Annotated in this window: 9 protein-coding genes; 3 read left to right on the top strand and 6 right to left on the bottom strand. The window is 54.2% G+C overall.

Translation table 11 applies throughout. The annotated features are described in order from the left end of the window. The first annotated feature begins 43 nt into the window (after positions 1 to 43). On the top strand, positions 44 to 361 hold the full coding sequence (locus tag KIH39_RS00400; protein ID WP_213497306.1) for a hypothetical protein: 318 nt from the start codon (positions 44 to 46) through the stop codon (positions 359 to 361). Between the two features lie 20 nt (positions 362 to 381). On the opposite strand, the gene KIH39_RS00395 is transcribed toward KIH39_RS00400, so the two are convergent. Next, positions 382 to 1,506, bottom strand: a complete 1,125-nt coding sequence (locus KIH39_RS00395; RefSeq protein WP_213497305.1) for a DUF2252 family protein — start codon at positions 1,504 to 1,506, stop codon at positions 382 to 384. A gap of 157 nt (positions 1,507 to 1,663) precedes the next feature. Here KIH39_RS00395 and mfd point away from each other — a divergent pair, with 157 nt between their 5' ends. Beyond that, positions 1,664 to 4,969 (top strand): transcription-repair coupling factor, encoded by a 3,306-nt coding sequence (mfd, locus tag KIH39_RS00390; protein WP_213497304.1) that lies wholly within the window; start codon positions 1,664 to 1,666, stop codon positions 4,967 to 4,969. A gap of 14 nt (positions 4,970 to 4,983) precedes the next feature. Here the strand turns inward: mfd and KIH39_RS00385 are convergent, their stop codons facing one another. The 4 genes from KIH39_RS00385 to KIH39_RS00370 all read right to left on the bottom strand — a co-directional run bounded on the left by KIH39_RS00385 (position 4,984) and on the right by KIH39_RS00370 (position 10,970). Beyond that, positions 4,984 to 5,997 (bottom strand): NHL repeat-containing protein, encoded by a 1,014-nt coding sequence (locus KIH39_RS00385; RefSeq protein WP_213500187.1) that lies wholly within the window; start codon positions 5,995 to 5,997, stop codon positions 4,984 to 4,986. A 13-nt stretch (positions 5,998 to 6,010) separates the two neighbouring features. Continuing rightward, a complete protein-coding gene (locus tag KIH39_RS00380; protein WP_213497303.1) occupies positions 6,011 to 6,523 on the bottom strand; it encodes a hypothetical protein in 513 nt (170 codons plus the stop codon). A 22-nt stretch (positions 6,524 to 6,545) separates the two neighbouring features. Next, positions 6,546 to 9,338, bottom strand: a complete 2,793-nt coding sequence (alaS, locus tag KIH39_RS00375) for an alanine--tRNA ligase (protein WP_213497302.1) — start codon at positions 9,336 to 9,338, stop codon at positions 6,546 to 6,548. A gap of 147 nt (positions 9,339 to 9,485) precedes the next feature. After that, positions 9,486 to 10,970, bottom strand: a complete 1,485-nt coding sequence (locus KIH39_RS00370; RefSeq protein ID WP_213497301.1) for a DUF4214 domain-containing protein — start codon at positions 10,968 to 10,970, stop codon at positions 9,486 to 9,488. A 275-nt stretch (positions 10,971 to 11,245) separates the two neighbouring features. On the opposite strand from KIH39_RS00370, the gene mqnE reads away from it, so the two are divergent. Continuing rightward, positions 11,246 to 12,373 carry an aminofutalosine synthase MqnE gene (gene mqnE, locus KIH39_RS00365; protein ID WP_213497300.1) on the top strand — a complete coding sequence of 376 codons (1,128 nt, stop codon included), beginning with the start codon at positions 11,246 to 11,248 and terminating at the stop codon, positions 12,371 to 12,373. A gap of 9 nt (positions 12,374 to 12,382) precedes the next feature. Here the strand turns inward: mqnE and KIH39_RS00360 are convergent, their stop codons facing one another. Then, positions 12,383 to 13,375 carry a beta-ketoacyl-ACP synthase III gene (locus KIH39_RS00360; RefSeq protein WP_246539440.1) on the bottom strand — a complete coding sequence of 331 codons (993 nt, stop codon included), beginning with the start codon at positions 13,373 to 13,375 and terminating at the stop codon, positions 12,383 to 12,385. Between the last annotated feature and the right edge of the window lie 35 nt (positions 13,376 to 13,410).

Below are 13,410 nucleotides of genomic sequence, written 5' to 3'. Positions count from 1 at the left end.
CGTATCCTCAATCTTAGAAGGCAGTCCCACGGGAAGAAATGTTATGACCGATTATCTGAATGTGCATATCCGATCGAAAGCCGGCGAATCCGAAGCCGACTTCAAATCGCGCTTGAGCGAATTATGGACCCATCTGCTTCGCAATCACGAGAGTGAATTTGAAAAAGTGTATGCCGAAGCAAGCAAGTTCGGCCGTGCGGGCGACCGTCTGGTCCGGCAATATCTCTTCGAGGCGGAGATTCAAGAATTTCTGGAAAGCCAGTTGAAGGAGAAGCAGTTCGAGTACGAGGCCATTGATCCCGATGACATCTACACTAAGTACGAAGCGTCTCCTCCCGACTGGTTTCAGATCGAGCACTGAAATTTTCCGCGCGACCACCCTTATTCGGCGGCGCTCGGCGGCACTTTCTTGCGAACTTTCTCTCCGTAAATCCGCCAATCCCCAATGAGGATTCGTAACATCTCTTCCGCGGCCGTCACAAGCCAATCCTTGGGCAAGCGGCCCAAATAATGGCTGATGGCGGCCGTTTCCTTTCCAGAGCCCAGATGAACATTGGCTAATTCCTGACCCATCGCCGCCAGTAGCCGGATTTCCGCGTCGTGCCCGACAAGTTGAGTCAGCTCAATGCGGCCGCAATGCGGGGCCAATCGGCGATTCACCCAATGTCGGCCGTAGTGCAGAAAAGGATCGGGACAACGAATGGATTTCTCCAGGATTTTCTGAGCCGGTAAGGTTCCTTCGGGAGGATCCTTCTCGTTCAACCAGTACTTCGCCGGAGGAACGATGGCTTTAGCCTCCCGGGCAATCCAAGCCCCATCCCACTGGGCCAACATAATGTAGCGCGGCCGACCGAGGCTCCCCATTCCCACTTGCGGTCGACGGCGAAACTGCACCTCTTTGAGATGCTTCGGAGCCATCGATCTCAAAAGTTTCTTCAGTTCTGACGGCGGCCGGATCGGTTCCAGCTCGAGCAGTCGGGACATTTTTTTCCAGTAGCGATTCGGTTCGCGGGCCTGATGGAACGCCAGTCGCCGCAGGTGCCGATTTTTTTCTTCCAGCACCATCGGCCGGCCGCCGCGCTCCAGATTGTTGCGATAGCCCAGTTCGATGGCGGCACAGGCTTTGGGCAGGCTTCTTTTGATCGATTTAATCGAATGGGCCAGGCCGACGCTGGCTGCGAGCCGCACAAGATCGATGGTGAACGGATACAAATCGGCCTCGTCGAAATCGTTCATGCCCCAGCACAGCCGTCCATCGGAATCCCGCCAGGTACCGAAGTTTTCGATGTGCACGTCGCCGATGGCATGGCAAGTGGGCGCTTTGGCTAACTCGGGACAGATTTTGGGCCAGATTTGCAGCCAGCGAAAAAAGGTAGCCCGAAAAAAGGGAAAAGGATTCTTGGGGTGAGCCATCAAACGGTGTTTATAAACCAGATCGGAGCGAACCGTCTGGACGTATTCATTCATCCACCGTTCGTAACTGCGATTTGCTTCAATGATATCCACGACCTTTTCCTTTCTACAGAGAGGTATCATTTCAGAATAATTTCTCTGCGCCGGGTCGCAAAACAAAATACTGGAATCAGTTAGAGAAATTCAGCTGGTTGGTCTTTCTGCGCCGGACGACTAGCATACGATTATCTGGGCTTGCGGGAGTGTATGGATGCCCTCGGACGGGATCCCCTTAGAGAAATTGACGGATCTTCCGGAATTTCTTCGCCATTCCGATGAATGGTTGGAGTTAGAGGCTGCGCTGCGCGCCCGCAAAGCCGGAACAATCGATGGAACCTGGGGCTCTTCCGCGGCTCTCTCCATCGCGGCACTCGGCGTCACCGCTCCTCAGTCGATTCTTGTCGTACTGGCTCACCCGGGCGATCTGGAATTCTGGGCCAGCGACCTGCAAAGCTTCACCGGCCTGCGACCGGCCATTTTCCCCGCTTGGGAAAGCTGGCCACCGGAAAAAACCTCCCTCGATTCCACACCCGGCCAACGGCTACGGCTCGTTCAGAGTCTGCATACCGCTCCACCCAAATTCATCCTGACCACAATCGCTGCCATGATGCAGCCGGTGCCGAGCCAGTCGCAATTGAAATCGCGGCAACGAATTCTGAAGGTGAACGCCGCCTACGATTTGGACGATCTGAGTCGCTGGTTAATCGATCAGGGCTTTCGGCGGGCGGAATCGGTCGAACTGCCGGGCGAATTTTCCCGACGGGGCGGCATCCTCGACATTTTCAGTTTCGATTCTGAAAACCCGGTACGCATCGAATTCTTCGGCGATGACATCGAATCGATCCGCTCTTTCGCGGCCGCCAGCCAGCGCAGTCTGGGCGACCTGAAAGAGGCCGCGATCCTCGGCCCGTTAAAAATGGACGAAGGAGCTGGAAACAAGAGCCAGAAATCGGCCGGGTCGGATTCGCGGTTTGAACATCTCTCCGATTTTCTTCCTTCGGAGAGTTGGACGATTCTGGTCGAACCAAACGACCTCCAGGAGCAGAGTAAATTCTTTCTGGAACGGGTGGATGAACCGATCGGCCTGTTTGGCATCCACGCGGTTTTTGCCAACCTGATGAAGTTTCCCAACCTGACGGTCAGTGCCATGCCCCGGCCGTCGATGGAGCAGACGGTTCATTTGCGCGTCGAGTCGATCGAACGCTTCAGCGGAAACGTCCAGAAAGTGCGCGATGAACTGGATGCGGTGGCCCATCACGATCAGGTGATGATCGCCTGCCAGAATGAGGCCGAACTGCATCGCATCCGGGAAATATTTCAGGAGGGCAAAATTGCCCAATCGGGCAAACTGAAACTGGTGACGGGGGTGATTCGCGCCGGTTTCCGCATGGTTCAGGAGAGAATCGTCGTCATCTCCAGCCACGAGTTGTTCCGCCGCGATCCGGTGGCTCTGGGAGAGAAGACGCCCAAGGGTTTACCCAAACGCCGGATCGAATCGCGGGCCATCGATTCCTTCCTGGAACTGAACGAAGGCGACTACGTCGTCCATGTGGTGCATGGCATTGCAATCTTTCGCGGCATGACGCTGCTCGATAAGCCGATGTCGCAGGGAGGCAAACAGGATCATAAAGAAGAGAATCTGATCCTCGAATTTCGCGACGGCGTGCTCATGTACGTGCCGGTCGCCAAGATCGATCTGGTTCAAAAATACGTCGGAGGCTCCAAAACTCTGCCGGAATTGTCGAAACTCGGCGGCAGTTCCTGGGGCAAGAAAAAGGATAAGGTTCAGGAAGCCGTTCGCGATATGGCGGCCGAGATGATTCAGATTCAGGCCATGCGCGAAGGGCAGGTCGGCTTTTCGCTACCGATGGATTCGGAATGGCAGAAATCCTTCGAGGAAGCTTTCCCTTACCAGGAAACACCCGATCAATTGACCGCCATTTCGGAAATCAAAGCCGATCTGGCTAAACCCCGTCCGATGGATCGCCTCTTGTGCGGCGATGTCGGCTACGGCAAAACCGAGATGGCAATACGGGCCGCCTTCAAGTGCGTCGATAACGGCAAACAGGTGGCGATTCTGGTACCTACCACCGTTCTTGCCGAGCAGCACTTTCGAACGTTCAAGAGCCGGTTCGCCGAATATCCTTTCACTGTGGATGTTCTCAATCGCTTCCGGAGTGCCGCCGAGCAGAAACGAGTGGTCAAAGGTCTGGCCGAAGGCACCATCGATGTGGTAGTCGGAACGCACCGGCTGGTTTCGGCGGATGTCAAGTTCAAAGATCTGGGACTGGTCATCGTCGATGAGGAGCAGCGCTTTGGCGTCGATCACAAGGAGCGCTTGAAACAGATTCGCTCGATGGTCCACGTGCTGACAATGACGGCCACTCCCATCCCCCGTACGCTGCATCTGGCGCTGTTAGGTATTCGCGACATTTCCAATCTGGAAACCCCGCCACCAGAACGCTTGCCGGTCGAAACCCGAATTATCCGCTTCGATGAAAAGTTGATTCGCAACGCGATCATGCGCGAATTAAATCGGGATGGTCAGGTTTACTTCGTTCACAATCGCGTCTACGACATTGAGACCGTCAAACAGAAACTCTTGCAGATCGTTCCGGAAGCTCGCATCATCATTGCCCACGGCCAGATGCACGGCCACGAACTGGAAGAGGCGATGGTGAAATTCGTTCGGCACGAAGCCGATATCCTGGTCGCGACGACGATCATCGAATCGGGGGTGGATATTCCCAATGCAAATACCATGTTCATCGACGATGCCCATCTGTACGGCCTCGCGGATTTGCACCAGCTGCGAGGCCGCGTGGGTCGGCAGAAAAATCGAGCCTATGCTTATCTGCTATTAAGCAAAGAGTTGGCCGTGACGGGCGATGCCGCCAAGCGATTGAAGGCGATTGAAGAATTCACGGAGCTGGGGGCCGGTTTCAAAATTGCCATGCGGGATCTGGAAATTCGCGGTGCGGGCAACATTCTGGGCACCGAGCAGTCGGGGCACATCGCCGCAGTGGGTTACGAGTTGTATTGCCAGTTGCTCGAAAATGCCGTGCGCAGTCTGAAGAATATGCCTTTGCGTACCCCCTTGGAGATCACGGTCGATCTCCCTTGGCCTGCCTATCTTCCAAGAGATTATGTCCCGGCCCAGAAGCTGCGCATGGAAGTCTATCGCCGATTGTCGCGCATTCGGGATATGCAGAAGCTCGAAGATTTCAAAAACGAGTGCCGGGATCGCTATGGTCCGATTCCCGAACCGGCGGAATGGCTATTGCGCGTTACGGAAATCCGGTTGTTGTGTCATTTCTGGCAGATCAACTCGATTCACGTCGATGGGGCAGCGCTCCTATTCAGCTATCGTAACAAGAAAAGAGCCGGGCAATTGGAAGAAAAGACCGGCCGCAGACTAAAGATCATCGACGAAAAGACGCTTTACCTCAAGCTTTTCCCGGAAGAAGAAGAGCCCGAACTTTGGTATGAATTGTTGAGATCGCTTCTGCAAAAATAGCGAAAGGAGTTCGCTTATTTTTTGATCAGCAGTATGCGGTTGTTTTCAGTGTCGCTGATGAGCAGTTCCCCGGCGGGAGTAATGGCGACTCCGTGCGGCCGCTGGAGAGCACATTGCGTCGGACCCCCATTGGGTTCGCCTTTCCCTTTCTTGCCCGTTCCGGCAATCAGGCTCAAAGCATGGCTTTGCACATCGAACCGCCGGACACAGTGATTTTCGGTATCGGCAATCAGCACGTTATTGTTCGGCTCGATCCAGAGAAATTTCGGACCGTTGAGAACGGCCGCACTGTTTGAGCCAACGCTGCCTTTGCCGACTAACGTTTCGATTTTTCCATCCACAACCACTCGAAGGGCATTCCCCGCCCGCTCGAGAATATAGAGCCTTCCTTTTCCATCCACAGCCACCGCGCGGGGATCTACAAGAGGAGCTTCCAGAGCAATGGTACCATTATTCGGTATCCCCTTTTTGCCGTTCCCGACAACGGTTTGAACGATGCCGGTCTCCAGATTGATCTGTCGGATGCGGTAATTGCGAATGTCGGCAAGATAAAGCAGTTTTCCAGTCGAATCGAGTGCGATGTGGTACGCTTCGTTGCAGGTCGCTTTCACGGCCGGCCCACCGTCTCCGGAATATCCTGCTTGGCCATTGCCGAGAACGGTGGTGACGAGTTTTGACTTCGCATCGATCTTACGAACGGTGTGATTGAATGTATCCGCGACGTAGATATCGCCTGTTTTCGGATGAACTACGCAGTTATGAGGCGAGTTGAACCTGGCTTTCTCGGCCGGGCCATCCAGATATCCCTTCGTGCCATCTCCGGCGATGGTCATCACTTTCCCGGCTGGACTGACGGATTTGATCGAATGGCCACCGAACTCGGCCAAAACGTAATTCCCGTGAGAATCGAAATCACCACCAAAGGGTTCTTTCAGATTTTGGTCGGCGAGCAGAGAGATCTTACCCTCGCCTGCTGAAGTCATCGAAACAGATACAAACAATAGGCCGACCAGGGAAAGGATTTTCATCGGATTCGCCTAACTATTCCGGGTGCGGGGAAGACTTTTTCCAGGGTTCGTCTTCCTCCTCCGGGCCGCCCCCGACAGGAACCAGTTCTTCATCGGGTATCCAGATCGGATTTTCCTCGGGGATATCTTCGTGCGCCGTCAGCTTCAGCTCGGTGGGATCGGGCATCCCTTTGGGCCAGATGTGGAAGCCACCTTTGTAAAGCTGGCCGTAATCGGTCAGGTTCCAGACGCCCCAAATGCCTTTGCCTTCGTTGTATCCGTCGTAGAAGACATCGTGCGCTTTCAGATACTTCTTGGTCCAGTAGGCTTTGCCATCCTCGAGCGTGTAGCGACCGGTCAGGATAAACTCTCCGACGCGATCGCGACCTTCGCCGCGAATCACCCCTTTGCTGAAGGCCAGATCCAATTCCATCTGGTGCTTGCCGGGGAGTCGCTTATCGACGAAAAAGCCGATCCAGGAACCGCTGGGGAAGCGGTCATCAGTCTCCAGATCTTCCGGTCGAAAGTTCTTGATAGTATCGCTCAAGGTAGTGGCTTCGTGAAAAAAATTAGAGTTTACTACGTCCCCATTCTACTGCCCGATTCAAGGCATCGGCCAATTTTTCCGGATGCTTTCCACCTGCCCGGGCCATGTTCGGCCGGCCGCCGCCGCGACCGCCGCAAACCTCCGCCACCTTGCCGATCAATTCGCCCGCTTTCAGACCTTTGGCGACCAGATCATCGGTGACGGCGGCCAGAATCCCGACATTGGCTTCATCAATTTTCCAGCCGAGCACCACGATCGCGCTACCGGCCCGCTGGCGCAGGCTATCCAGTTGGGCCCGCAAGGCCTCTTCGCTGACGTTGGGCATCTCGCCGACGATAATTTTGGAGCTTCCCACATTGATGGCGGCATCGAAGAGATTTTCCGCCGTCGCCTGCACATCCCCGGCCGCGGCCTTTTGCACTTTCAGTCTCAGATCTTTCAATTCCTTCTGCATGGCGTCCACGCGATCCGCCAGTTCGTGAACCGTGCAGTTGAACTTGGAGGACAGATCGTTGGTTATCGCGCTGAGTGTCTCGAAATAGGCGAAGGCCGAACGTCCGCTGACGGCAACTAGTCGCCGAACCCCTTTCGAGGAGGCCTCCTGCGACAGAATTTTGAACAGACCGATGGGCGCTGTCGATTCCAGATGTGTTCCACCGCAGAATTCGACCGAATTTTCAAAGCTCGGATTATCGGGATCGTCGGCGATCAGCACCACGCGAACTGGATCGGGATACTTCTCGCCGAACACCGCGCGCACGCCGGGGAGCTTTTTGGCTTCAGCGAGTGGCATAATCCTGGCCGTGACCGGCACATCATCCATGATCCGATTGTTCACATCTTCCTCGATGCGACGAATTTCCTCGGCCGAGAGCGGTTTGTCGTGCGAGAAATCGAATCGCGTTCTTTCGCTATCGACGAGTGACCCCTTTTGGTCTACGTGCGAACCGAGGATACGACGCAGGCTTAGGTTCAACAGGTGGGTCGCGGTGTGATTCCGCATGATATCGAAGCGGCGCAGCGTGGCCGGGACGACTTGGACTTTGTCGCCGACCTTCAACCGACCTTCCTTCAACTCTCCGATGTGCAGAACCGAATCGCCGAGTCGCTGAGTGTCTTCGACTTCGAAGAAGCCGCCCTCTTCGCTTTTGACGATACCGGCATCGCCGACCTGTCCCCCCTGCTCGCCATAATAGTTCGTCGAATCGAGCAGCAGAGCCACCTGTTCCCCGGCCAGGAGCTTACCGTCGGTAACCACCTTGTTGGCTTTGACCCAACCCAGGACCGTGGCCTCAATGGCATCGAGTGAGAACTTGGCCGAATCGTCGGTGGCCGGCAGATTGCCCTGAATCGCCAGAACGTTGATCTTTTTCTGGTTCTGGCGGGATTTGTCCTTGTGTTCGACGATCAGCTTTTCGAAGCCGTCTCGATCGACCTTTAAACCAGCCTCTAGAGCCATTTGCTCGGTGATATCGATGAAAAATCCCTGTTCTGTATGAAGATCGAAAGCGCTGCGGGCACTGATCAACGGCACTTCAAGCTTGCGGGCTTCGATAGCCGAGTCGCTGAAGAGACGCAGCCCGCGTTCGAGCGTCCGCAGGAAGCTTTTCTCTTCGTCGAAGATGATCTCGCGAACTTTTTCCGGGTCACGATTCAGTTCAGGAAATACCGGGCTGAATTGCTCGATGACATCCGGCACCAGCTTGTGCAGGAATGGATTTTTAATTTCCAGATATTGCCAGCCGTACCGTAACGCCCGGCGGAGAATACTTCGCAAAACATAACCGCGTTCATTAGGGCTGGGTACCGCGCCGTCTGTCAGAGCGAATGTCAGAGTCCGAATATGGTCGGCGATCACGCGATAAGAGATATCGGTAAAGCTCTTCAAATCCCCGGTATAGCTCGGCGCTTTGGTAACTTCCTGAATCGCCTGGAACAAAGGCGTGAAAACGTCTGTATCGTAGTTGCTGTTTTTACCCTGCAACACGGCCACGAGCCGTTCAAAACCCATGCCGGTGTCGACATGCTTGGCGGGCAACGGCACGAAAGAGCGAAACTGCTTGAGTAAGGCATCGCGATCAGCGTAGGGAGAATTCATTCGTTCGCTGAGGGGAAGGCCATCGTAGCCGCGCAGTTCCTTGAGCCCTTCTTCGGTGATGCTAGAGTTGAACTGAATGAACACCAGGTTCCAGATCTCAATCACCTCGGGTACGCCGGCGTTCACCAGCTTGGAGCCAGTCTTATTCGGCGTCCGGTCAAAGTGAATTTCCGTACACGGGCCGCACGGACCGGTGTCGCCCATCATCCAGAAGTTATCTTTTTTGTTTCCGTAGTGGATGCGATTTTTCGCTATCCCCACTTTATTCTGCCAGATACTCGCCGCCTCCTCATCGCGGGGCACGCCGTTGTCAGGATCGCCCTCGAATACGGTCACGTGCAGGCGATCCGGGTCCATTTTCCAGGTTTTGGTCAAGAGTTCCCACGCCCAGGAGATGGCTTCTTCCTTGAAGTAATCGCCGAAAGACCAGTTGCCGAGCATTTCGAAGAACGTGTGGTGGTAGGTATCTTTTCCTACGTCATCCAGATCATTATGTTTGCCACCGGCGCGAATGCACTTCTGCGTATCGACTGCCCGCTTGTAGGGGCGTGATCCGGTTCCCAGGAAAACATCCTTGAACTGGTTCATCCCGGCATTGGCAAACATCAAAGTCGGGTCGTCATAAGGAACGACCGGGGAACTGGGAACTTCCGTATGTCCACACTTATCGACGAAGAAGTCGAGGAATTGCCGACGAATGGAACTGGCAGAAAACATGAGAACTCCGAATCCTGGATAACGCTCGCTCCGAACAGAAATTTTATGGATTCGCAGGGCATGGGCACACCGACCGGACGATTCCGAGCAAGAGATATTGGAAAAATCAAAAAAGTGAAGCTCGGAAAGTGAGGGCAATGCACCTAATCAGCTCGAACTATCCCGGAATTCCAGGCTGCTTTCAATTCCCATGATCACGTCATTCAGAGGCTTTGAATTGGAGAGATCCAGCAACCAGTTCGCTAAACCGGCCGAATCCACCGGTCTATTCAGTAACGTCTGGTAATCGCTCGAGAGGGTATGAGTCAGACTTTCCGGGCTGCGAATGATGGCGTAGGCCAGTTGAGTGCTCGTCAATTCACCCGAATTGAGCTGCTCCACCCAGTTACTCAGGCCCAAATTATCCGCCGACCGCCCCAAATAGGTCTGGTAAAGTTGTTGGATGAACGAATCGGTTGTGTTTCCGTTTCGAGACTGACTCTCCGTGGAACCCCAAATATCGGCTTGCATTTGTTCGATCGACAATCCATTCTGAAGATCGGTCAGCCAGTTACTCAAGCCTACCGAATCGGGTGTGCGCTGCAAAATCGATTCATACGCCAGGGTGATTTGATGCTCGTAATACTCACTGGATTGATAAACCTGTTGAACCACATCCGCTCGGGAGACTTTGCCGGCGTCCAATAAAGGCATCCAAATGGCGATATCCCCTGCATCCAAAGGTCGCCCCAAAGCATCGGCGAACAGCTTCGATAAAAAGTTCTGATCGGCACTCGCATGAAGTTCGCCCACCGCCTGATCGGCCACGGGTGTAAACAAGTCAAACTGCTGAACGGTCAGACCATGGGCGGCGGCCAGAGCGGGAATCGCCGCACTCGGAATATCTGCGGAAACCGTGTCATAAATAGTGTCGTAGATGGTTTCCGCCGCCAATAACGCCCCCTGAGGGTTCGGGTGGGTAATGCCATCGATCGAGAGAGCATCCGGGTTATTCACTATCGCCCAAGCATCCCCGGCCGGAGCGATCTGAACACTGAGACCTGGATAAGCATTAATCAAAGCCGACTGGATTTTCGGTTCCATGGCATCGATTGCGGCGATCATCTGAGCCGGACCCGAAAAGACATCCGGATAAATATTTGTCGGCATCGTGCCGTCGGTTCGCTTGGCCCACGGCTCGTAGAGGATTATCTTGGCGTTTGGAGAAGCCTGGTGAATTTCATTAACGAGAGCCACTGCACCGTTAATGACGTAGTTGGGATTGCCGAAATAATACTGACTTCCCTGAGTTGAAGTCTCCTCGGCAAGAGACTGGATAACAACGTAGTCCCAATTGGCATCGCCCGCAGGAAGTAACGCTCGGATAGCCGCGGGAGATAAGCTGTTGGCATGTTCCTGCAGCGTACTTCCATAGATAATGGAGCGAACGATATCCGGGGCCGGTTGACCACCCGCCACGGCCAGATCCCTCACGAAAGTATCGATATAGGTTTCGGGATTGGTTAACGCGGTGTAGCTGTTGCCAATAAATAGAATTGCGTTGCTGAAAACTTCACGGGATTCCAACTCTTCCAAGCGCAGGGATCGAAATCTATTATGGGATTGTTTGCTCGTCCGCCGTCCAAGGAACATGATGTAACTCACTAGCTGAAAACTCAATCCCTACACAACTAGGCAATCTGGGAAGAATGGGCAACTATTGATATCGGAAAATATCCTCTCGTTAAAAATATCTTAAATTCATTCAATTATGAGAGTTATTGCCTGGTTAGCCCTCTGAACCAGAACCTCCTTGGATTGAAGCTGGGAACGGGGGAGTTCCCTGCCGCTGGAATATTCCCCTCACCGGGGAGTTGTTAGTGACTTGCGACTGCGGTTCGTAAAATACGGAAATGGAAAGGGATACTATGCCAAGTGATACACAGTTGAATGCGATCCGCACCAAAGTCGAAAATGGTCAACGGCTCAGCTTTGAGGATGGATTCTATCTCGATCAGCATGCCGATCTGTTCACTCTGGGTGAACTCGCCAACATCGTTCGGGAACGTAAAAATGGCCAGGTGACTTACTATAACGTCAACGAGCACCTCAACCCGACCAACGTCTGCGTTTATCGCTGCACTTTCTGCGCTTTCCGTGCCGACTTGAAGAGCGAAAAAGGCTTCGTGATGTCGGACGAGCAGATCCTGCATCGGGCGGAGGAATGCCATAGCCGTGGGGCCACCGAATTGCACATCGTCGGCGGCCTGCACCACAAATTGCCCTACGAATGGTATCTGAATATCGTGAAAATGATTCACGAAGCCTATCCTGAAATTCACATTAAAGCCTGGACCGCCGTGGAGTGGGACTGGTTCTCTCGCATGACCGGCCGACCGACGAAAGAACTGCTGGCCGAGATGAAGGATGCAGGGTTGGGAAGCCTTCCGGGTGGCGGGGCGGAAATTTTCCACCCCGATATTCGCACCCAGATTTGCGATTATAAAGCCGATGGCGAACAATGGATTCGCGTGCATCGGGAAGCGCACGAACTGGGTTTACGCTCCAATGCCACGATGCTTTATGGTCATATCGAGAAGATTGAACATCGGCTCGATCACCTGATCCGACTGCGAAATCTTCAGGATGAAACGGGCGGATTCCAGACCTTTATTCCACTCGCCTTCCATCCTGATAATACCCGCCTGAGCCACATTCCCAAGCCGAGCGGATTGATGGATCTCCGCACCATGGCGCTGTCCCGACTGATGCTGGACAATTTCCCGCACATCAAAGCGTACTGGGTGATGCTGGGAATTAAGATTGCTCAAACGGCTCTCAGCTATGGGGCCGATGATCTCGATGGTACGGTTGTGCACGAAACGATTTACCATGCCGCCGGTTCGGATTCGCCTCAGGAACTGGGAGTGGACGAAATCAAGCGATTGATTAAGGAAGCCGGTCGAGTTCCCGTCGAACGGGACACGCTCTACCACGAGGTGATTCGGGAAAACGGCACCAGTTGGAAGCAGGGCCGCAAGTTACAGTTAGTGTGACTATCGGTTCTAAAGCGTTACGACCGAACTTCCCCAGGTGAGTCCCCCGCCGAACGCCACCAGTAAAACGGTATCGCCCTTCTTCGCCCGCCCTTCTCGAATGGCCTCATCCAAGGCTATCGGCACCGAGGCCGCCGAGGTATTTCCATATCGATCCAGATTCACCATCACCCGATCGGCTGGGAAACCGGTCGATTCCAAAGCGGCATCGATGATGCGCTGATTCACCTGATGCGGTATCAGCATCGAGATATGCGTCCCCAGTTTGGCGGCCTCTTCATTTGCGTGGTGAATCAATTCCACCATGCGCTGCACGGCGAATTTAAACACTTCCCGCCCGTTCATCTGGAGATATTTGATGGGCTGTTCCCCGGGCTGCGTTATAGTGGCCATCCCGGGCACTTGAATGAAACGCTGGCGTTCCCCATCGGCAAACAGGTTCACCGAGCGAATGCCGCGATTAGGTTCCTTTGTCGCTTGCAGGATGACGGCTCCCGCGCCATCGCCGAACAGAATGCAGCTGTTGCGATCAGAGAAATCGATCGCTCTGGAAAGGATTTCGGTACCGACTACTAATACGTTGCGGCAGGTTCCGGTGCGAATGAACTGATCGGCCACCGACATGCCGTACAAAAATCCGGTGCAGGCGGCCGTAAGATCGAACGAGGGAATGTGCCGACATTTGAGAGCCGACTGAAGCAGACAAGCGGTAGCCGGGGTCATCATGTCGGGCGTGACCGTGGCACAGATGATCAAATCGAGATCATTGCCGGTAAGCTGACAGTTTTCCAGGGCTTTGCGGGCGGCCTCGATGCCCAGACTGGAGGCGGTTTCCGAGGGCAGCGCGAACCGGCGCTCCCGAATACCGGTGCGCGTGCGAATCCACTCGTCGGAGGTGTCGATGGTGGCGACGAATTCATCGTTGGTAAAGACTCGCCCTGGGAGTTGGCAACCCGTACCTACCAGAGCCGAGCGGTACTCACCTGTCATTCCGCTGGCCATGTAAATAGTGAAAAAACCGTAGAGTGATGATATTA

The organism is Telmatocola sphagniphila, from assembly GCF_018398935.1.
Lineage (GTDB): Bacteria > Planctomycetota > Planctomycetia > Gemmatales > Gemmataceae > Telmatocola > Telmatocola sphagniphila.
The sequence above is the reverse complement of the archived record's forward strand: the minus strand, read 5'-3'. Positions and strand labels throughout refer to the sequence as shown.